General features: G+C 44.0%; 12 protein-coding genes. 1 reads left to right on the top strand and 11 read right to left on the bottom strand.

Features of this window, described 5'->3' with window-relative positions; all coding sequences use genetic code 11:
* The first annotated feature begins 4 nt into the window (after positions 1-4).
* Positions 5-709, top strand: a complete 705-nt coding sequence (locus ACFSR5_RS10240) for an NUDIX hydrolase (RefSeq protein WP_380903378.1) — start codon at positions 5-7, stop codon at positions 707-709.
* Between the two features lie 71 nt (positions 710-780).
* Here the strand turns inward: ACFSR5_RS10240 and ACFSR5_RS10235 are convergent, their stop codons facing one another.
* The 11 genes from ACFSR5_RS10235 to ACFSR5_RS10185 form a co-directional block, all read right to left on the bottom strand.
* On the bottom strand, positions 781-2412 hold the full coding sequence (locus ACFSR5_RS10235) for a RagB/SusD family nutrient uptake outer membrane protein (RefSeq protein WP_380903376.1): 1632 nt from the start codon (positions 2410-2412) through the stop codon (positions 781-783).
* Positions 2413-2419: 7 nt separating this feature from the next.
* Entirely contained in the window at positions 2420-5521 is a 3102-nt protein-coding gene (locus ACFSR5_RS10230) for a SusC/RagA family TonB-linked outer membrane protein (RefSeq protein ID WP_380903374.1), read from the bottom strand.
* A gap of 24 nt (positions 5522-5545) precedes the next feature.
* A complete protein-coding gene (locus tag ACFSR5_RS10225) occupies positions 5546-7114 on the bottom strand; it encodes a fasciclin domain-containing protein (RefSeq protein WP_380903372.1) in 1569 nt (522 codons plus the stop codon).
* A gap of 14 nt (positions 7115-7128) precedes the next feature.
* Positions 7129-8736: a fasciclin domain-containing protein gene (locus tag ACFSR5_RS10220; RefSeq protein ID WP_380903370.1), complete on the bottom strand. Its 1608-nt coding sequence runs from the start codon at positions 8734-8736 to the stop codon at positions 7129-7131.
* A 7-nt stretch (positions 8737-8743) separates the two neighbouring features.
* Positions 8744-10213, bottom strand: coding sequence for a RagB/SusD family nutrient uptake outer membrane protein (locus ACFSR5_RS10215; RefSeq protein WP_380903368.1), 1470 nt, complete (start codon positions 10211-10213; stop codon positions 8744-8746).
* Positions 10214-10223: 10 nt separating this feature from the next.
* Positions 10224-13463: a SusC/RagA family TonB-linked outer membrane protein gene (locus tag ACFSR5_RS10210; protein ID WP_380903366.1), complete on the bottom strand. Its 3240-nt coding sequence runs from the start codon at positions 13461-13463 to the stop codon at positions 10224-10226.
* A 39-nt stretch (positions 13464-13502) separates the two neighbouring features.
* Positions 13503-15701, bottom strand: a complete 2199-nt coding sequence (locus ACFSR5_RS10205) for a fasciclin domain-containing protein (protein WP_380903364.1) — start codon at positions 15699-15701, stop codon at positions 13503-13505.
* Positions 15702-15829: 128 nt separating this feature from the next.
* On the bottom strand, positions 15830-17227 hold the full coding sequence (locus ACFSR5_RS10200; protein ID WP_380903362.1) for a hypothetical protein: 1398 nt from the start codon (positions 17225-17227) through the stop codon (positions 15830-15832).
* Between the two features lie 371 nt (positions 17228-17598).
* Positions 17599-18774, bottom strand: coding sequence for a glycoside hydrolase family 88/105 protein (locus ACFSR5_RS10195; protein WP_380903360.1), 1176 nt, complete (start codon positions 18772-18774; stop codon positions 17599-17601).
* Between the two features lie 10 nt (positions 18775-18784).
* A complete protein-coding gene (locus tag ACFSR5_RS10190; RefSeq protein ID WP_380903359.1) occupies positions 18785-20596 on the bottom strand; it encodes a RagB/SusD family nutrient uptake outer membrane protein in 1812 nt (603 codons plus the stop codon).
* Positions 20597-20608: 12 nt separating this feature from the next.
* Positions 20609-23848 carry a SusC/RagA family TonB-linked outer membrane protein gene (locus ACFSR5_RS10185; protein WP_380903357.1) on the bottom strand — a complete coding sequence of 1080 codons (3240 nt, stop codon included), beginning with the start codon at positions 23846-23848 and terminating at the stop codon, positions 20609-20611.
* Between the last annotated feature and the right edge of the window lies 1 nt (position 23849).

The following is a 23849-nucleotide window of genomic DNA, read 5'->3' as shown; positions in this document are numbered from 1 at the left end:
AACTATGGATTTTTACAAAAGTGAACCTAAAGTACTATTAGCAGTAGACTGTATTATTTTTGGGTTTAATGGCGAGTCACTGGAGATTCTTTTGATCAAGCGAGGATTTGACCCTGAACGAGGAAAATGGAGCCTTATGGGCGGATTTGTTCAGCCTGATGAAAGTCCAGAGGGAGCCGCTTCGAGGGTCCTAAAGAAACTAACGGGTTTAGAAAACGTGTACATGGAAGATTGCGGCATCTTTGGCGACCCGAACCGCGAGCGTAATGGTCGTGTGGTCAGCTTAGCTTATTTCGCGCTCATCGATACCCATCAGTACGAGCACATTATCAGTGACGAATACGAAGCACATTGGTTTCCGTTGACAACATATCCCGAATTGATCTTTGACCATCAGCAGATGATTGATAAAGCTAAGCGCGAGCTACGTACCAAAGCTGCGCTTTATCCGATTCTATTCGAATTGCTGCCGGAAAAATTTACTATACCCCAGATAGCTTCTTTGTATGAGTGTGTCTACAACATTGAGCTGGACAAACGGAATTTCAGCAGAAAACTCCTCGCTTCGGATCTGATCATCAAATTAAAAGAGAAGGACAAGGAAAATTCTAAAAAGGGAGCTTTTTTCTATCGGCTAAATACGGAAATCTACAGGGAAAAAATCATGTCGTTTTTACGGTATCTTCCGGGCTGGTCCATGGACGAATAACGCTAGGATCGGTAATGGAGCGATCAAATCCTCCATCACCGAACGTTGCTTATGCTTCTAAGCGCGTCATGTTAGTTTAACGGATAATTCACGTACCAGTTTTGCGGATTCAAGAGATAATCCCGGATCTGTTCTTTACGTCCCGCTGGATACTTCGCCGAAACAATATCGGCCAATAGCGAGGGGTCGTTCCAGCGTTTAGCGATGCGCATTAATGCAAAAAACGCCTTTGCTTCTCCTGCACTTTCCATTAGTGTTTCTTGAACGACCAATTGATCTAGCGCCTTCATGTAGGCTATCTTCTTTTCCTCATTGTCTATCGTTTCCGATTTCGTTATGCCATTTGGATATACTGGCGACAGATTGACACGACGACGAATCCCCCAATTTCTGGACAAGCTGCTGTTCCTAACGAGATCGTCGAAAGGGTACTTTAAATTTCCGGCATTCCTCGATAAATAAAGTTCAATACCATCATTCAGTAGGGCTTCCGCCTGATCGAACATCCCCATATTGTTCAATGCCTCGATCATAAAAAAATGGACATCAGCGTCTCTATAGATAACAATATGCACATTGTTTTTATGGATTTCGGAGGAGGCCTCACGATCACGTGAAAATTTGCGTACGACCCAACTTCCGTTCTGGAAATAATAGGTGTAATTAAGTCCTCGATACTGATCACCTAATGTGTGTCCATCGTAACGCAGTTGGTTTTCGTATCGTTCCCTAGCGACAGCGGTTGGCCTCAAATAATATACCGAAGGGGGTGTGTTCGAAAAGAATCGAATGAGTCTATTCGTCTGGTTCCTTTCGTAGTCATACGGAACGATATTGATGAGACCGCGCGTCTTGGTAATTGGATCACGGGTAAAAAACTGCACCCATTCTCCGTTATAATCGTCGTTACCGATCTTATAACGGCCTGAACCATTATCATAAATAAACTGAATTCCTAAGGATACAACTTTTGAATATTCTTTATTGCAGAGATAAAGCTCCATCAGTAAAGGTTCAGGAGATGGGCATATCATATTCCAAACTAGATCTTGCTGGTTTGCTGCTACACCGGGAAACAGAATGTCTCCCCAATTGGTCACCACGCTTCCGTTGACTCCGCCTACCCCCGTCTCCATCAAAGCAATAAGTTTCGGAAGTAGTTGCTCAAAAGAGATCTGTGGAATCTCATCAATTTTTTCCAGATCCAACTGTGGATCATCAAAATAGGCTACCTGGCCATACAGCTTTCCGAGTGTAAAATACGTCCATACCTTGAATCGGACTGCACCAGATATCAAGGCCTGATAATGTGCATCCTCAATCGCTTTGGGGTATTGCTCCCGATAGGTTATTACTTTGTTAAGATACGCGTTTGCATTCACAATTAGATCATAATAGGCCTTGGGATCAGCGAAGCTATTTCCTTTCTTTTCTTTGAAATTATACAAATCCCAAATATCCTGTGGCGCATTATTTGTAGGCTCTAAGAAGTCCGTCCGAAGATCGCTCAAAAAAACAGTTTGATCAGCTAAGGTTTGCATTTTGGAGGCTACACCCATATACCCTGAATACAATTCATTTGATTCTTTCACGTAATCTTCCTCCAACAACATGTCATTTGTATCAACGTCGAAGTAGCTCGAGCATCCACCGATGGCAATAGAGGCCAAAAACATACTATATATTAAAAATTTCTTTTTCATGTCCTGATTAGAGCTTAATATTCACACCAAATTTAAATGTCCGCGGTAGCGGTATTTTTCCGTAGTCCATCCCCATGTCACGAGCAGCGTTACTGAACGAAGTAACTGGATCTACACCTAAGTAATCCGTCCAAGTAAAGAGATTCTCGCCGGCGATATACCATTCCGAATGAGCGAGTACCTTGAGCCCATTGTTCCCAAAGCGGTAGGATAGCGTGACATTATCCAAGCGTAGAAAAGAAGCGTCTTCTATCCAACGGCTCGAAAATCGTGCATTTTCCATAGGATCTCCATAAGTTGCTTTCGGAATGTCTGTTTGTTGCCCATCAGTTTGCCATCTGCGCAAGGCTGCTTCTGATTGGTTGGCATAGCTGTCCAGACTTTCTAAACTGCGGCGAACTCCATTATACATCGTATTTCCCTTATTGAAGCTCAGTGAACCCTGCAATCGGATATTTTTATACCGAAGGTTGAAGGAGCTTCCTCCAAAAAGCTTAGGCAACGGGCTACCCAATACCGTTTGATCTTCTCGATCGATTATGCCATCTCCGTTTAAATCTTGAAAGTGTGCATCGCCAGCCTCAAAAGGACGATTTTTGTAATCGAACAAAGCGAATGCATTAGCTTGCTCTTGACTAGCGATAACACCTAAAAATTGATAGCCATAAAATGAATTGGGTGCTTCGCCCACGCGCTGGATACGTGATACATTGTCTGCCTGTGACCAGAAGACATCGTTATTTCCGACGAGTTTTTTTACTTCGCTATGCAAGGTCGATAGGTTACCGCTCCATGTCAGCGACCAATCTTTATTTTCTATAAATGATAAATTTACGTCCAACTCGAGTCCCCGATTATGGATTTGTCCGCCATTCAGATAAACATTGTCAATACCCGACACAGACGATACCGTGAATCGGTTCAATAGATTGCTTGCCCTATTGAAATAGTATCCTACATTCACATTCAATCGTTGATCCAAACCAGAGAATATCAAGTTTGCCTGCCAATTTTCGTTATCCTCCCAACGGATTGCTTGATTTGGGATGTTTCCGACGACAATCCCCGCCAGCTGTCTATACAATTGGCTGGAATAGTATGCCCGGCCAATTTTTGACGAAAAACGACTGTTCCCTGTCTTTGAATATCCAAGCTTTAAAATCAGGTTGTTGACAGTGGGAATATCCTTAAATGCCGGCATATTAGACAGTAGAAAGGAAAGATCTGCTGCCGGAAAGAGACCAAAACGATTGGCTTCATTACCTGAAGCAGAAGAGCCATCTACACTTAGATTTACGTCCAGTCGCGCCAAACTGCGCCAGTTGTATTGTGTAAATCCATAAACATTCATCCAATTCCATTTTTCGTTGTACCCCCAAAGTAAGCGCCCATCGTTACTTACGTAATTTAGTGTCCGATAAAAATCTGAACTGGTATTTCGTCCCTCCCCTACGTCCGATTCTTGTGCATTTAACAAACCTTGTATTCCACCGCCAAAGAAAGCCCGATCATTATTCCAAGACTTGTCATACGTACCAAAAACATTCCATGATAAATTTGATGCTTTTGCGGGACCGGAACGAGCTGTGTTTAAGGCCACACCTTCTTGGAGGGGAATGATGGTTCCACTGGACAATCCAGCAATAAAGGCTGTTTGTCGCGCATAGTTTGTAAACAATCCCAATTGCGTTTGAAACCGTAAATTGTCCGTTGCCTGATAGCCCAGATTCGTATGTAAAAACACATCGTAAATGTCGTTCGTGAAATCGCTTGTTTCTAACAAAGCCACCGGATTAGAAACGCCAAACTCGCCTACTCCATCCAGGTCTGGCAATAAATTGTTTTGTACGTCTTTCCGGTGTGTACTGAGAATAGGCGCCCGATAAAGTGCTGCTAGCAGTGGATTCGACGCTTTCAATATGCCTTGCTCTTGAATCCTTCCTGTGCTGTATGTTAATCCCATGCTGGCTTTCAGATCAAACTTGCGCCCAAGTGCAATACTGGAATTTAACCGTGTACTATATCGCGTATTCGCCGTGTGGTTCAACGTACCTTGCTGATTGAGCACACCTAATGAAAGATCGTATTTGGCAATCGCATCGCCGCCTTTGATCCGTAAATGGTTGTCGGTAACAAATGCATTTCTATAGATGACATCCTGCCAATCGGTGGCATTATTATACAGATACTTGTAATAGTAATTCGGATCGTCCCGCAGAAATGGAAATTTTAATAAAAGCTCTCCCATATCCTCAAACTGCGTCATACCAACCGAGCCCAACAAACTTTTGTAACTGCTGCCTTCCAAGACCGGAATAGTACTATAGTTATGTGCCACACCATAACTACCCCGAAATTCAATCACCGTTTCTAGATCCTCGGAGGATGACGTTTCTAGCCATAAGACTCCGTTTGCTCCCAACGATCCAAAACGAGCTGCATCTGCTCCCTTTAACAAACGTATGCTCTTTATGTCGTGTAGATTAAGGGGCGCTAATAGACTTCGCGCATATCCACCAATAGTTGAGGATATACTTGCATCCGGCAGGAAGGGCACACCATCGATCACCATCAGCGGTGTATTATCCGCTTCAAACGAACGTATACCGCGGAAGCTGATTTGTCCTCCTTCCGAAACCATACCGCTTTTGTTTGTAATTCTTAATCCAGCCATTTCGCCAGTTAATGCTTCTTCGGGCGTAAATGCCCCCAGTCGATAGTCTGTAGCTGCTAATAACGCTGCATTCTTAATCGAAAAAGATCCGTCTAAGACATTCTGATAATTATCTCTCCCTTCTCCGATGAGCGTGATCTCAAATTCTGATCTCCCTAGAATAGCCACTTTGGACTCATAATATCCGGGACTCCATATCCGAAGTGTCTTAGCGCCGGCTTCGATAGCATCCAGTACAAAGGATCCATCCGGGTTGGTCTTTACATGCTTTGTCGTGTTCAGTATGGTGATCACGGCTCCAGATACGGGAGTCTTATCGTATGCGCTGATTACCTTCCCTTTAATGGTTGTTTGCGCAAGGCCGGAGGAAGCAGCCAACGCAAAAGAAGCTAGCAACAACACCCTCCACCTTTCCTTCTTGGTTGTATGTATCATATACTCGTAATTTCGGTTAGTTAGTTAATAATTATTTGCGGTGGGGATCAGTGCCCAGTGATAGGGCTCTAACGTTTCCACATTGCCTTTACCCAAACCTGCAAATTCTATTTTCAATTTAAATGAGCGCACTTCACTCCCTTCTATCGTTACAGGCCCTACGAGTCCTCCCCATCCATTGTATTTGGTACCGGAGACGGTATTGGTCGATCTGTCATAGTTCCACGGCGTTGATGGTTCTACATTGAGTGCCCTCGCAACAGGTTGATCATCTACATAGATATTAACGAACGGGTGGGCACTCGATCGGAAGCCCATGTATAAATTATATTCACCAGGTGGCACCTCTACAACTTTGTATCCGGTAGATCCATCTCCTTTACGTTCTAACATAATTGGTGTAAATTCTAGAGTTGCGGGCTGATTATCTGTTAGGTTACCCTGAAACAATAACGTCCGATAAGTGAGTTCTACACCGATCGTAGGAAAAGAAACCTTATCTCGATCCTTCGGTTCTATATTGGTGACGTGAGACAACTTAAATAATGCATCCCGTTGGTCGTCAGGCACGAACTCGTAATAGTGAAACAACTGCTTGATCATTTGGATATGTACATTATTCGGAATCTTCAATTTTGTCACTTGGTACACACGACCGTTGCTCATACGTTTATAATCTGTATTTATTCGTTGAACAGTTGGCTTCCATAAACGCCCGAATGCAGAGGTCAGGTCGGATTCACCATAGTTGTCCACCACTTTATCATAAAAAATTGCCTCTTTAATCCATTGATAAGCAATCAGGGTATCTTCCTTTAGAAAGGATTTGCCGAACTGTCCGTACAGTTCAGCCAGATCATCAAAACAATCTTCAATAACCCGATTACTAGGCAGAAACATGGTTACATTCGCAAATTCCGACCGGATATTTGCCTTATCAAAAATCGGGTTGGCGATGACAAATACCGAATCATAGACGGTATTCCCAGTAGCATCAACTCCAATTGGAATACTGTTCGCCAAATCAAATACGGTATCATTCATAGCGCGTATAGAATCTCGAATCATCGAATAATCAGCACCTAACGATAGCAGGTAATCGTAAATGCTCTCATCGGGCTTCAACAATTGCGTAATCTCATGAACGACACCATTTTTACAGAGCTGATTCCCCTTGATGACCGATGCATCGCCAACATACACTGTCGGCCCTTCTTTCGTGATCGTCAAATATTTACCATTAAACGTCATGACCCTCAACCCATTCTTAAGTTTTGTATGGTCATATACCAAGCTATTTATATGATAGCTTAGAATAAATTTCAAGTCTGTTCCAAGGCTTTGTAAGGCAGACATCTTGTCGTTGGAAACGGCCCAAATTGTCAGGTTTTGATCCCTTTGTAGCTCGTCGGCCAAGCCCGTTTCCTCTAGCTTTAAAACAAACTCCGAATACTGTGGTTGGCTTTTTAAGTAGGCTAGAAGATCTAGTTCAGATACCGACCCTTCCTCTCCATAATGGTTGTCCCAATTTTTTTTACATCCCGTCAGCAGTAGTATTGCGAACAGGAATACAAAACACAAAATATTTTTCATAATCTAATTTTTACTTATTCTACGGGGTCGAATTGTATATAGTCAAGTGTCATTAATTTCCCATCCAGTGACAGGATACGTAAGGTGTGGTCTGTCGTTTCCGGAAATTCTACGGTACCCAGTTCTTGAGTAAGTACACGATCCGTCCGCGTATTCGACAGCACCAATCGAGAATACAGCATCACGTTATCTAATACGAAAGCACATATCCCCGTATTGGCGGAGGTTTTTGTGCTCGGCCACACCACTTTCACGTTGTATTTACCACGGACTATCGTCGGGCTTTTCATCTGTATCCAGCCCGACTCTCCAAGTTCTACCCGAAGGTGGTCATGATTTAGCGTTTCGGTATACCAAATGCCGTCAGCACTTCTGTTGTTTCGATACGTGAGAACATTGCTTCTTGTTTCTGGCTGGGCCGACCACGTAATACTCGTTAAATCACCCAATGCAAACGTCTTGTTGTATTGGCTACCAAGCGAAGCATTTCGGTATTGAGTTACATTCGCGGCAATATCCGGATAGTCCGTAAACTCCCAGACCACGGGAACTTGTTCGGGAACGAACACAGGCATCCAATGATCAATTTCATGTACGACACCATTTTTGCAAGGGATGTTGGCTTCCTGAAATCTGACGGCTTGATGACTTGCTAAATCTTCGTTCAACACCAAACCGTCAACACTTTCAGATACCTTGATCAATTCGCCCGCAGCCAAGGTTGGTAAATTCATTTTCCGAACACCTTCTGGAAATTGCCCCAGATCGGCATACGATCGTTGTTGATCCAATAAATGGTAAGCTATGTAAGTATGAAGTCCGTTTTCTACATCGGAATAATTGCTTCCGGACTCGACGTCCAAGTAATCTAACAAATCGTTAAAAGTTCTTATCCCTACTTTTGCATACGTCTCATCCGCAACAACAAAAGCTGTATAACGAAATCGCTTTTGCACAGGGTTTCCACTTGCGTCCGTTCCTTCGGTGTATACGGTTGTTAGTTTCTCTAAAAAACCAGCTTCTTCTACTGCTTGTCGGAATATGCTGTATTTAGGGTCTTCCAATCGATCCGCTACGGTTGCTGTCAGCGGTGCCAATACATCATCTATGCTGTGGATGATACCGTTCGTAGCCTTAATATCGAAGCCATTGAAACGAGATTCTCCGTTGAGATAGATCGATTCGAGCCCTCCGCTTCGAAATTCTATAAAAAGATTATCATCCGTTGCTGTCAAATCATTGATTGCTCCGGCCTGAAATTGACCGCGATCGATACTTACACCTGGAATTAAATGATAACGTACCAAGTAATTGGCATCCTCTTTCGTCATTTTCGCTACTGATTCTAAATTCAGTGCTTGCAGATAACGTTGTACTCCCTCATTAACCGGTACGAAATGGGTATATACTACATGGATATTGAGCGTATTGAATAAATCTGCTTTTTCCAACACCTCTACCCACATGCTGTATTTTTCTGGATGCTGTTTTAGATACCCGGCGATAGGTAAGTCTTCGTATGCCGTAAATGTCTTGTCTTCAAAAGCATCCTTACAAGAAAAAACCAGGAAGAGCACACACATGAAGAACGTTGTAATACCTTTGTCTATAGTCATTTTCATCGTTTCCTTAGTTTAGATTTTCATAATATGGGTTTTGCACTAAAAGCTTATTATTTCGCAATTCATCCGCGTGAATGGGAAGATAGTGAGCATGTACATTCATTAACTGCGATCGGATGACGGGAGTTGAAGCGCCGGAAACGCCCAAAACCACTTGTTCAATAAAATAATCTTTATACCTGTATTCATCGCGTTGCGCAACCCGCAGCAAATCGAACCAATTTTTACCCTCCCCTACAAACTCTTTTGCCCGCTCCTGAAGGAGCGCATGTAGCATTCCAACTTCCGTATTTTCTGCATCTAAAGGTTGTGTGACTCCAGCACGCATTCGGATCGCACGGACAAGTTCCAACGCTTGTGGAAAATAGGTTTCACCTTTCATAATCAGAGCCTCGGCTTTCATCAAATACACATCTGCCATTCGATAGATAATCCAATTCTGGTCGGAAAAAGGACGCGGAATACTCGTATTACCTTCTGCTCCCAAGTATTTCCAAAGTTTCCAATCCGTTGTCTGGTAGGTTGCTCCAGCCCCTCGAATATCTTCACTACTTTGGTCGAATACAGATACCATGTACGGAGAGACAACCCAGTTATAACTTGTGCCGAAGATTGCAACGAGATCATTGGTTTGCCCTTTCGTCTGATCGAATTGTATTTCGAAAATACCTTCATTGGAATTTCGTTGTGCAAAAATATTGAACCAGTTATTTTTGTTGTTTACCGTGCCCTGCAATAACCCGTATTTTCCAGATTCCAAGATGGCATTGCAGGAGATGATGGCCTTATCGTATTCGCCCACCCACAGATATGCGTCCGCTAATAATGCATGAATTGCCCATTTAGTAGAACGTCCTTTGGTTTCCCATACGGTTGGCCAAACTTCTTTGCTATTCGAAAGTGCGGTTGTTAAATCAAAAATAATTTGTTCGAAAATCTGTTGTTTCGTGGATTTTGGAAGTTCATGTGCCTGTGCATCATTCATGTACGGCTCCAATATCAGCGGTGCTTCGCCAAAACTACGAACGAGATAGAAATAGCTCAGGGCCCGCAGGAAGTACGCTTCTGAAAGAAACGACTGCATTGCTGCTTGATTGAATGAGGGATCTTTTTCGACGACCGAAGGAGCGTATTTCAGGACCATATTGGCATAATTGATGACCTGATAAAAATTACCCCACTTCACAAATTCATTGGTTGGCACCAAAGAGAAACTCTTTAAACGAAGTAAGTCCACATTCACAAAACCACCCAATGCGAGCGTATTGCCACGCGCTTCTCCCCATACCAGCATTGTTTGCAGGGATTCCTGCAGTTTGACATAAGCGGATCCCAATACCGCTTCTACTTCTTCTTTATTGGACCAGTACAGATCGCTGACCTGCTCATTTTGTGGTTTGACATCCAACCATTTCTGACAAGACGTCAATGCTGTCATCGCCAACAAGAAAACAATTATTTTATAGCATATTTTCATAGCAGTAGATTTAAAAATTTACAGTTATACCTAGCGCATATCGCCGCGGTCGCGGTGTATTCGCCTTATCTTCGCTCAGCATGTAGATATTGCTCCCCAAGCTCACCTCCGGATCTTGCCCAGAGTAATCCGTCCACGTGAAGACATCCTGAATAGTGGCAAAAACGTCAAAACGAGTAATGCCTAGCCGTTCAATGAACGTCTTGGGTAATGCATATTTGAGAGAGATCATCTTAAGGCGAACAAATGAAGCATCCTCTACAAAACGATCCGAACCTAGATAGTTGTAGCCTTCACCATACAACGCACGTGGGATATCGGTATCATCCCCTTCATTACGCCATCTGCCCAGTACCGCTGTACTTTGATTGGCAGAACCAAACATATTTTCGGTACTGATACGGACACGGTTTACAACTTTTTGACCGAACCGACCGTGAAGGAAAGTGTTCAACGTAAATGCTTTATAGCGGATATTGAACCCTCCTCCGGCAGTAAATAACGGCATCGCATTGCCTAAGTATACGATGTCATATTGATCGATAACTCCATTGCCATCAATGTCTTGATATTTCGCATCGCCGGGATACACTTTTCGGTTCCCGTTGTTCATCACGACCGCTTCGCCTTCCAAATCGTAGATAACATTTCCGTTGAGATCCCTAGCATAGGTTTCATCGGTATTCTGGTATACCCCTAAATATCGATAACCATAAAAAGAACCGACAGGATTTCCTTCTACGATTCGATGTGCATAGTTGCCATTCCCAAAATTGTACCGTTCAAACTGAAGATTGTCGGGGAGTTCGAGCACTTCGTTTCGGTTTTTAGAAAAGTTAAAATTGAAGGATAAATTAAGATCTTCGTCTCGAACCGCTTCTACATTCAGAATTAATTCCCAACCTTTATTGGCCAGTTTACCGGAATTGTAAAACTTCATTTTCGTAAACCCTGTTGACGATGGAAGCTCGATATCTTTCTGCAATAAATCTGTTGTAACGCGGTTATATAGTTCTCCGGTAATTTGTAGTCTATTTTTGAACAAACTAAAATCCACCCCAAAGTCGGTCTGTTCTACGGTTTCCCATTTCAGATTATCTAATTGAATAGAAACCGGTCCGATAGCAGTCATATCAATGTACCCCGGAGTAACGGGCTGAAAAACCCCAAGATAGGTAAATGCACCCGAGGGGGCATTACCCGTACGTCCCCAACTAAAGCGCAGCTTGGCAAGATCAACAAACCCTAGTTTTTTGATGATCTTTTCATCCCCAAAATGCCATGCTGCGCCTATCGACGGGAACCCTTTCCAGCGATGCTGCGCCGAAAGGCTTGAGTTGGCTTCCCAGCGATACGTTCCACTCAAGATGTACTTTTCCATGAACGTATAATGGAGGCTGGATATAGCCCCAATATTCCGAGTCATTGAATTTCCCGACCCCATCCGGACGACAGCAGCGCCGGCTGTCGGATCACTCAGTGACGACGAGGCATTTCCAGACGTTTCACTGGCATAACTAAACGAACGTGCTTCATTCGTCTGCAACAACCCTGTCGCAATCAGGTTGTGCCGTTCACCCAATTTCTTATTGAAAATAAATTTGTTCTCCGTGTTCAGATAGAGTTCGTCTGACAACATATCTGACCCTCGGTTAAAATAAGGGTCAGTCCAAATGACACCCGTTGCTGATTGCGGCAAGAATTTTCTGTTTTTGGTGGAACGTGTATCAAAACCGACCGTTCCGGTATATTGTAAAGAAGGAAGGACCTGGTACATCGCCCTGAAAATAACACGAGCCTGTTCGCCGCTTGTTTTATTGACAGATTCGTTAACCAATGCGACGGGGTTATACATTTGCGTCGCGAACGATCCTTGGAAATTTATTCGCGGTGTAAAATATTCGTCTGTGTATTGTCCATACTCGCCAATAACATATGGACTCATATTCGGCATTTTTTGCATCGCCATTCCTCTCGGAGAAGGTATATCGTTGCCCGTCCAGTAATTATTTCTGTTACTAACAGAATAAGACATGTCTGCATTGATGCTAAACTTATTGGAAAACTTATAGTTGACGCTAAGCAACGAATTATATCGATTTAACTTGGTTCCCTTTGTCGTTCCTACATCGTTAAGAAAGCCCAATGATAGTCGATATGTTGCCTTATCGCCCCCCCCACTTATGGATAAAGAGTTATCCTCGAAATGACCGACCTGGGTAACCTGATCTAACCAGTCTGTATTCTGATTGTATTCATCAAAATATACCCATGACGGGTCATATTTTATTTCATTGGTATTGTACAGTAAATTCAGATAGGGCAATGCACCGATATACCCCAGATCATTTACAGAGTTCCATATTGCATCCTGTACCATCGCCACATATTGCCCACCATCGAGCATCGGAATTGTTTCAGCTTCTCGTTTCACATCCACTTTACTCGAAAAGGAAAATTGCGTTTTACCTTTCCTTCCTTTCTTCGTTGTAAAGAGTAAAACCCCGTTTGCACCTTTAGAGCCCCAAATAGCTGTCGCGGCGGCGTCCTTCAAGACTTCAATAGATTCAATGTCGTTTGGCGAAATATTAACAAGAGCGCCGAAGTCTTCGTCGTTGGCGGTAGAAAAATTGAAGTCGTCTGATATCGATGTAGGGTATGGAACACCATCTACGACAATAAGTGGGTCAGAATTTCCATTTAATGACGATGTACCACGTATGCGAATCGAGCTTCTTGCTCCTGGATCCGCACTGGAAATGATGTCGACGTTCGCTAAACGTCCTTGCAAACCACTTTCAATGGATGCAAACGGCATGGTCTCGAGTTCTTTCATTTCGAATTTTTCCGTTGCCGATATTTGATTCCGATAGGTTATTCCCATACTGTTTTTGGTAGTTGCCCCTTCCCTAGTCACGACAACTTCTTCAATAGATGTGTCGTCACGTACCAACGTAATATGTATCGTGGATTGCCCGTTATATGGTATGCGGGTCGTCTCATATCCTATACAGGCAATCACGATGGTCAGATTCTGTTCGGCGGGCACCTCAATCGTATACTGGCCGAGATTGTCTGTTGATGCGCCCTTTAGATTTCGGTTATCTTTGTTTTCTACAAACACAGAGGCACCGTGAAGTGCTTGATTGTTTTCACCTTTCACCACGCCGATCAGTGCGTTCGATTGTTGGCCGAAGGCAGAGAAAACAATACCTAGATAGGTCATTAGAGTTAATAGATATAGCCTCATTTAGTCTCTTTTTAAATGGAATTCAATAATTCGTATGGATTATTTTTTTAAAAGTTTGGTGATGTGGTATATGGCCCCATCTCCGAAAACTTGCGGAAAGCTGCCCGATAGAGGTATGATACTGTTGTCTGTATCTCTCAGCTCCAACGAGGTCCCCTGGTCGATGAGGCGGATTTGCCGATATTGATTGTATCCTGTCCGCAAGGCTGTATCCCAAGTACCTTGAATGCCATAGCCCGGAAAAGGATAGTCTCCCAGCGAATTGTCTGGCACGGATACAAAATAAGCTTTCAAATAATTGGCGAGGGCGGCCTTATCGGAAGGAATAGCTCCACTTTCCAGACCTTGCAGCACGGTTTGATTGTCTGGTGCAAACAATATAAACCGATTACCAAATAAAAAGGACAACGAGTTGCCTGTTTCCATCAGTCCCGCTTTGACAAGCAGCTTCGCGAACTCGCTGTATTTGTTTAACGGATTGCTGGCTGATTCTGCTCCCAATAAGGTAAATTTAATTGTCCTCGTCTCTCCTAGTAAAGACGAACTGGTCTCGTTCGAATTTCCGTTATACCACGTCCCATTGATTTTCGTGATTGGTACATCTTCCGAAGCATTATACGCCGCCGTAGAATAAATTTTACCTTGATGTGTATATATATAGTTGTACGAATTACGGGTACGGTATGCTTTACTTTCCTGCAGGGTGTTGATCCGATCGTATACGATATGGTCGGAAACGAATAACTCTTGTTGCCGTTGGGAAAGCGGAACCCGCACGCCGTCTGTATTTTCTATTTGAACTTGTTCGTCACCAAATACCAGCGGGTTTCCTTCTGACCAATAAATATAACTATCGCCGTAAAGCGTACTGAGAATCGCCTCGTCGGACGGGATGAACAATGTAAATGCTATTTCACGACTTGCTAACGTTTGTAACAAACCACTGTTAGCCAACATGTACATAAATATTTTGTATTTAGGATTGCGAAATGCGGGACCAGTAACGCTATTAAAGATCTCGGGTACGAGTACTTTATCTAATCCATAAAACGCCCCATTAGATGCAATCGCTTTATTTTTTACGTCCGCTTGTGGGTCGAAAATAATCGGAGCGCCAAACGACGTTTTTATGTCTGGATTTTTTCCGATTTCGGACGGTAGCACTATATTCCCAGCGTACACATGGTTATACATTACCATAGCCATTGGAAGAAGATCTACGTCAGCAAGCGAATGGTAGTAAGGGGCAAAATATGCATTAAAGAACGATTGCAGAGCCTGATTCGTCGGAGCAAAAACGTTGAATGCACGGTATGTTAGTCCCTCTAGATCAAAGAAGTCTGACGCCCCTGTAAGCCCGTACGTCGTCCATTCTGAAGCAATTGCCGGCAAGGCACCATGGCTCACATTGTATAATGAGTCTCCAGCGACGGCATAATTTTTACTGGTTTCTTCATCGTAAGTAAAGGTGCGGTAGCGATCATAAATACCTAAAAAACTTCGGTAATTATCGTTTGCGTCAAGCGCCTCATATACGGTTTTCAATGGCTGGAGAACCTCATCAACTAAATAGACATAGCCATTATCTGTCGGAATAGCATATTCTGTTACGCTCGCGTTGGCCACGTTAAAACCACCATCGCCTTTCCATGTTCCAGCTCCAAAGAAATATTCGTAATTGGCTGCTGCGTTAATGCCTTTAGTTTGGAAATGTGTATGAGATAACACCGGCAAAAAACGATCTTTATGATATACTTTTTTCGTTTTTCCATCGGTCTTATCGATTTCAAGGGTGATCGTATCCTGACTTCTTGTACGGTGCTTATAGTAAAGTCCAGCTTTATTTGGCTCTAGGTTGTCAACTCCCTTAGGTTGGTAGTTTTCGAGCTTCAGCTTGTCATACGAATAATAGACCAAATGGTAGCCCATGAGTTTTTTAAGTTCGCGAAGGGAGAGTTGTTCGATGGAGGGAATGTGATTCGCCGTTAAATAACGGGTGATGGCTTCATCCGTCGGTGCAAAAACAGTCGCAATCGTCTTTCCGTCTAATATCTCCCTAAATCCTGCGCGTTCAACCCCTTTTAAAAACTGTGTAAAATTGCCCCGTTCTTCTAATACCTCCCAAATGTTCCCCCGAAGCCATGCTGGGCGTTCATAGTGCGCGACAAGCTCTTTCTTGGAACACGACATCAAGCCGATCAGGCACACGCTGATCATGTATAAGATGGATCTTTTCATATACTGGTTAATTTACTAGCTTGGTTAGCTGTTATTATTGATTAAGTTATGCTTCGATTGCACCTTGGCAACCGGTTTCATTTTTAGATGTATTTATTTTTTTACCGCGATTGCAACACGAAAAAGTACTACTCCATAGCAAGAAGATGCAAATACACTTCGATGTTCAGATATCCTGCAAACGTCTTATTTCGACTCGGCAATAGGGCATCCTCGGCCCGGTTTTTGTTCAACCCGAGTTTCGTCTCCCACTGATCGGGTATACCATCTTTATCGCTATCTCGGAGAGACTCCCTAGCTTCCATGCGTCCTAATCCACCGTTGGCCAAGACTAAATCGGATTCATCATAGACAAATGAGCCATCCCTCCCTATGCTCTCCAATTCCTGTATAAGTAATTGATCAACCTCATCCCGAGTCGGCCGGGTTGCTCCTGCGTGTTCAAGGATATATAGAAACGTTTGTTGAGCGTCCATGCTGGGAGATATACTGGGATAGGTAGCAAAATCTGTTTTTGCCTTAAAATTTACAGTTAATAAACCCGGGAACCAGCGATCACTTCCGCCGATCAATGAACCGTCGAGCATCCCATTTTTATTGTTGTCAAAGTAATTTCCTTCCTGATAGAGGTTGAAATTTTCGTTACCACGCGAAAAAGGTGTTACTTTCGATAGCGGAGTGGCAGGTCCACCTATGAAGTAATTGTTCAGAATCAATGCGTTTGATGTTGCTGCAGATCCTCCCCCGAGAATATATGCATCTGCAGAAATCGCATGTTCTACATGGGTCGTATTGGCATTGCCAAAATTATACACGACATTATTCACAAATTCATTTATGCCTTTTACTTTCGGGTTTCTGGTTTTGTTGTTAATGTATAAAGTTTTGATAATCGACACTTTTCCCCCCGATTGGATCAAACCTCCTGCAGAGTGATTATATCGATGTAGACCTTGACCAATAATACTATTTTGGATGGTAATATGTGTCGGCTCCACCCCTCTTTTATCCCAATTGATGGAGAACACCTCGTCTAATCCCCACGTCAGAGATAGATGATCTAACATGATGTTTTTTCCGTTGGCAATTCCAGACGCATCGTCATTTTTCCCTGCACCTGCTTGTGCACCTAATCGTATTCGGAGAAAGCGCGCTATGGTTTCGCTGGCTCCGCTAAACGAGACTTTACGTCCGTATAAGACAACACCATCGCCCGGCGCTGTATGCCCCGCAATAGTTGTATAAGGAGCAACCATTACGCTACTTTTTAAACGAATAATACCCCCTACTTTAAAAACCACGAAACGGCCAGGCTGGCTCACAGCCTCCCGAAAAGATCCGGGACCATCGTCCTCCAAAGACGTGACGAAGTAAACGCTGGGATCGGCATAACCTCTCGCGCCTTTAGCAAACCGACCAAACCCTTCGGCTCCCGGAAAAGACAACAATCCCTGTCCTATTAATTGCTGAGCGAACAGATTTAGTACAAAAAAAATAATTCCGCGAACTAGGTTCAATTGTTTCATTGGTTAGTTTTTTTGTCACGTACCACTCACGGTCGTGCGTCATTCTCAAATTAGGCTTACTTACGAAAGTAAATATCTTAAATGCAACCGGTTCCATCGTCCTGTACTATCCTGCTCGACAAAAGACATTTTGCAGAAAACACGTTTTAGCAGAGTAGATTCACAAGATATTTTCTATGTTTTTTTTATAACATAGCAGAAAAGAAGTTCTTTGGTTCTACTTACCCGATGTTCTATAGCCAGATTCGCAAGTCATAAGATTAGGTTAAAACAAAGGCACCGAGCGAATACTGCCTAGACGCGTCTTCTTCTGTTTGGTTGATCGACAACGGTACGGTGATGGAAGTTGATACGCTCCCATCACCTCATTCTTACTTATCCAGTTCCAACAGCCCCATAATAAATGGCCCTGTCGCCTTTGCGTCGTTTTCGCGCACACGCTCATGTATATAGTATTCGTAGCTTCCATCGCGGTACGGATGACCGCCCAAGCCTGAGACGGCATTACACTGGATCAGCGATAGGGTTCCGTCGGATTCCCGACGCAGGAGTTTTTTGGTGATACCTGACAGGGTTTTCTCAGCGACAGCTCGGTAATGCTCGGGCAAATAACCTTTATTGACGGCTTTGGCATACGCATACATAAACATGGCATTGACCGACGCTTCTTGGTAGTTTCCTTGCCTGCCAGGTTGGTCAAGAACCTGCCACCAAAGCCCTTCGTCGTCTTGATACCTCGGCAAAACTGCCGCAAACTCCTGAATCGTTTTGACTACTTGGTCACGCTTGGGGTAATTTTCCGGTATGAAATCCAACACATCGACCAACGCCATGAACCACCAGCCCATACTTCTTCCCCAAAAATTAGGAGATTGCCCGGTCACTTTGTTCGCCCATTGCTGGTTTTTACTCTCGTCCCAGCCGTGGTAGTATAACCCAGTTTTAGCGTCATAGGTATGTTTAGCCGTCTGAAGCACCTGATTTAGCACGTCGTCAAAATAGCTTGTCTCGTTAACAAATTTTCCGTAGGCAGCGACGAACGGGTCGCCCATATAGAGACCATCCAACCATATTTGATGTGGATAAATTAGCTTATGCCAAAAGACACCGTCGTGGGTTCGCGGGTGGTGTTTCAGTTGGGCCATCAATCGTTCGATCGCTCGTTTATACTTTTGCTTCCCCGTTTTTTCCAACAGAGTAAACAGGATCTTTCCCGGGGCAATGTAATCAATGTTATACGCTTCTACTTTATAAAGGTGGATCTCTCCCTCCTCGTTAATCAAGGTGTCGGCCCACTGTTCAACATAATCAAAGTAATGCTTATCACCTGTTTTTTTCCATAGTTTTAGCATGGCTAGGCATCCGACACCCTGCGAATAACCGAAATAAAGCCGCTTCCCATGGTCTAGCTGCCAAGCTTCCGGGAATCTCTTGATTTCGGAATCAGCAAATTGCTGATACAATTTGCGTTGCTGAGCATAAAGGTTATGGCACATGCAAATGACGACCATAACCATAATTTGAAAGTGTCTTACAGAATTTGACATAGGTATATTTTTAATATAATGGATGTTGCTGCCCACGCAATCCGGGATTTGCATCGATTGTTGCTGTGCTCAAGGGAAAAAGTTCAACCTTATTTTTTTCCAGCCCGCGATAAATGTTCCTCACCCACGTGGCATCTGCTTTTAGTGCATTTGCAAAAAAGGCAGCGTTTGCACTATACATATCGAGCAAGGTATATCCTTCCTTTTCTAGCTGGGTACGCTCTGCCGATGACGGTTCTTCTTTGAATGAAATAAAATCTAGTGCCACGGTCGGATCGTTAAACACTTTTGCATCTGTCTTTTTATACGCCCTGAAACGATCAACATGGCCATATTTCCCGGTATGGTTTGCTAGATCCAGTAAATCCTGTTTCGTTTCTGTCAACTTTTCGAAAAGCACACCCCAGCGAATGAGGTCCGTTCTCCGCCATCCTTCGAATCCGAGTTCTAATTTCCGTTCTTGCATAATGGCATCACGAAAAGCGGCATAGCTCGTCGGCGTAGTTCCAATTTTGGCACGGTCTTCTTTAAACGCACGCAAACGGACCATTTCCAGCATCTCCTTGGCGACCGGCGTAGGACCATTCGCAAGTTCGTTTTCTGCTTCTGCATACATCAATAGCACATCGGCATAACGCAGATGTATCCAATTAATATCACGCTGTGCAGCAGAAACGCCTAAATCAGCCTTCCAGTTCACGCGAAATTTTCCAATGGTATGGCTCGCATAGGTATTCAGTTGATGAACGCTATCTGCATTTAAGGAATAATTGGCAATCGCTACATCCCGGCGACTGTCGCCTTCTTCAAATTCGAAATAATAGGTGGGTAGAGCGGCCATCGCTGGCTGTGCTTTTTGATAAAACGAATTGGTATGCGCAAAAATTCCGTTGGTGTAGCCCAATCGCGCTTCGTTGCGATCCGCGCTCTTTTGACCATACTCAAACATCGACTCTTTGTTGTATCTGCCATTTACCAAATCTCGAAAGATTGTTTCATAGTTGATTAACGCATGCTCTCCGCGGTCTACAATCGCTTTACAGGCATCACGTGCTATTGCGTAGAGCTCCGCAATCCGCTGGCTGTCGTTCCGTCGCGCGAGTTGCACGGTTGAAGAAGCGTAACTTGTCAGATCCCAACGGAGCGAATACCCTGCCGCGTACAAAGCTGTCCGAGCCAATAAGCCATAGGCTGCATTTTTAGATATACGCTCCACGGGCAGTCCCGATTCTCCTTTCCAAGGAAGCAAGACAATGGCTTCTTGCAAATCGGCAATACATCCCTCAAAGATCGTATCGCGGTGGACACGGGAGGATGAGAAACCCGGCATATCCACCACCGGAATGCGCGGATACGGTACATCTCCGAAGTAGCGTACCACGTTCAACATATTCATCGCACGGATCGCATAGGCCTCACCCAACAACATGTTTAGTTTCTCTTTCTCCGACTCGTCAACATCGCTCATCAAGGGAATATTTTTGATGATCACATTCGCCTGCTCTACCCCCGCGTACATAGCTGAATAGGTTCCGGATGGACTTATTGCCGGGTTATATACATAATTTGAAACTTGATTTTTCGAGTTAGTCTCTCCTTCTGTCGAGAAACACTCATCAGTCCCCATACCAAACTGGTAAAAAAGTTCGGCATTGAATGTACTGGTATAAGCTCCAAGCACGGCCATTTCCACTTTACCGGGATCCTCAAAAATCGTCGAACTATCAAAGTCTTTCTCGGACGGCAGTTCCAACCAATCCTTGCAAGACGTGGTACACAACGTAAATCCTAACCCCATGATATATAACAGCTTTTTCTTCATAATTCCGTTTTTTTAAAAAGTTAAATTAACACCCGCAACGACGCTTTTTGCTCTTGGATATGCAGCGTTATCCACCCCTCTAGTCAAGATAGAACCCGTTGCCGATACTTCGGGGTCATACCCCGTATAGCTGGTAAATGTGTGTATATTGTTCAAGGTGAGGTAAACGCGCAGCTTTTGGAGAAACGCTTTTTTCGTGAACGCTTGAGGTAGTGTGTATCCTAGTGTAATGTTGTTTATTCGCAAAAAAGAGCCGTCTTCAAGATAATAATCCAATGGATCCGAAATAGCAATATTATTTGTCGAATTTAAGCTCCAAACTTGATCTTTGGCCTGCTGATCCAGATTTAATTCAGCCAGCCTCTTTAAATCCGTAGTTTCTGCACCCGTTGCAGGATCAATGAGCGTAAACCGATCGGCCATGATCCCTAACGAATTTTGATTCGGTAGGTAAGGTCCCATAAAACGTTGCGTATTCATATTGAACACTTTGTTTCCGTAAGCAAAATTGAGGAATACACTAAGATCAAAATTTTTGTAAATGAACTCATTGTTAAAGCCGCCGAAGAACTTGGGTTCAGGATTTCCGATCTCTGTTCGATCATCCGCTGACCATACCGGGTTACCATCATCATCTGTCTGACCGGCCGTTGGCAGGTATTTAACATCACCCGGTTTTATCGCGCTCCGGTCTTTCCCTTTCAAAGACGCAACGCCGTCCTTCAACATGTAGGTTCCGTCGCTCAATTGGTCGAAGTCGTCTGTCGTATAGACGCCATCGTACTTATAGCCATAGAAGGAACTGACAGGCCCTCCAGTCCTTGTATAGAAATTAATCCGCGATTCGTATGACCGGATCATGTAATCACCTTCGCTGCTGCCCAATAAACTTTTTACTTTAGATCGGTTGAAGGTGAGATTTAGAGCAGATTTCCATTGGAAATTTTCATTGCGCACATTCAAGGTATTCAATGAGAATTCTATGCCTCTGTTGCGTAACGAGGCTATATTCTGATATTGTTTGCTGTATCCGGTCGACGTCGGGATGTCGACTTCTAGCAATAAGTTTTTCGATTCATTGTTATAGAAATCTGTCGTTAGGTTGACTCTGTTATTCAAAAAAGCAATGTCCAATGCCACATTTGTTGTTTGGGTCTTCTCCCAAACCAGTAACGGATTTCCTAGGGTAGTACTTGGCCTCACTCCAACAACGGTTCCGTTGTCGACGGCAACCACCGTAGAGCCGTAAAGAGTAGCATATCGTGTACTACCAATTTTATCATTTCCGGTAGTTCCATAGCCAACACGGAGCTTCAGTTGATTAAAAAATGTCCCCCCCTTCATAAATTCTTCATTATGTATATTCCAAGCTGCTGATGCGGAAGGAAAACTTCCCCACTTGTTTCCCTGTCTAAAGGTAGACACACCGTCTGCACGTATCGTCGCTGTCAACAAATAGCGATCATCGTAGTTATACATTCCCCGGAAAAAGGCCGATACCAATCCATACCGGTTGGCCTCCGAAGTCCCCCTTTCTGTACGTCCAGCTAAGCTGACGTCTTTTAATCCGAAATTACTTTTCGGAAACTCAAAATAACCGTGTTCAAGACTTTGACTTTCCTCGTACCGCACCTCATGTCCGGCCAGCAGATTAAGATTATGTTGGTCTAACTGCTTCATCCACGATAACGTATTCGTCCATTGCCATTCGAATCCTTCTGCATTTTTAATAGAACCATATGGTCCCCTATTATTCCGTGCATTTACTGTCCGGCCGTCGTCCCAGAAATCTGTGCGTGTCTGTCCCCATTGGTACGATCCCGATGTACGGAATGTAAAATCGTTCAAAAATTTTGCCGTTACCCCTACATTGATATTGGCAAGGCGAGCGGCTTTGTTTCTGTTCAGGGCATCGTTCATTATAATTGGGTTGTACACGTCATACTGGGAGTTGATCGCTTGCAGTTCTTCTGCGATATCGGTATGGAGCATCTGCTCATCGGTAAAACGCACGCCGCCGGTAGCTGGTTGCAAAATAGACATCTTCAGTAAACCATTTAAGGAACCTCCGCCCTGCGTATTGGCGTCCTGAAACAACGAATTAAAATCTACATGAACGTCCTTCATGAGCTCATGATTCACTTTTGCCCGGACGCTATTCCGACGAAAACCTGATTTCGCGAGAATTCCATCTTGGCTGGTATTGTTATAGGACAACATCACTTTTGTCTTATCCGTTCCTCCGGAAACATTGATATTGTGATTCTGCAATACCGCCTGTCCACCGAAGACTTCTTCCTGCCAATCGATCCCTGCACGATTGGCGTACTGTTGACGAATACGATCAAAAGCACCTGTTGCAAAATCTGCCGCATCAGGGTCGCCGCCGTACATCGTGGCGAAATCTTGCTGTTTACCTGCTAACGTCTGGAATTCGTATTGATACTTCACATAATCTTCTACGCCCAATAGGTCTAGTTTTTTACTGAGGCCTTCGAAGCTTGCATAAGCGTTGTAATCGATGGTTGTTCGGCCTGATTTACCCGACTTGGTGGTTATCAACACCACACCATTTGCTCCACGTGCACCATAGATAGCCGTGGCTGATGCATCTTTCAGGATATCGATATTCTCTATATCATTGATATCCACTTTCATCAAAGCATCTTCCATTACAAAGCCATCCACAACATACAAAGGCTTGGTAGACCCGGTAATGGACGTCCCGCCACGTATTAAGATATTTACTTCTCCACCCGGAGCACCGCTCTGCGTGACAACGTGTACCCCGGCAACTTTTCCGGTTATAGCTTGGGCAGCCGTCGTCACTGGAACATTCCGAATGTCCTCGGCTTTAACGGATCCGACAGCACCGGTCAGGTCGCGCTTACGTGCCGTACCGTAACCGATTACGACCACTTCATCAAGATCGTTGTTTGCCGGTTCCAACACAATAGTCAACGGTCCGGTCCCTACAACACGTCGTTCAATCATTTGATAACCAACATAACTGACCTGTATGATGGCCTGACGATCGGCCTTTAACGAAAACTCTCCCCGCTGATTCGTACTGGCGCTTTCCGATCCGCCTTTGATCTGAAGGCTAGCCCCATTTATCGGCGTTCCGTTGGTATCCACTACCTTGCCGACGACCGTGTCCCGTTGTGCCCATGCTACGGACATCAGCATAAAAAAGAAGAGCGATGTGACGACCCCCCTTCGCATCTCTTTAGGTTTTAATTTCTTAAGCATA

It is taken from the genome of Sphingobacterium suaedae, assembly GCF_042684625.1.
In the GTDB taxonomy this organism is placed as follows: Bacteria; Bacteroidota; Bacteroidia; order Sphingobacteriales; family Sphingobacteriaceae; genus Sphingobacterium; species Sphingobacterium suaedae.
This window is presented reverse-complemented; position numbering and strand designations above follow the sequence as displayed.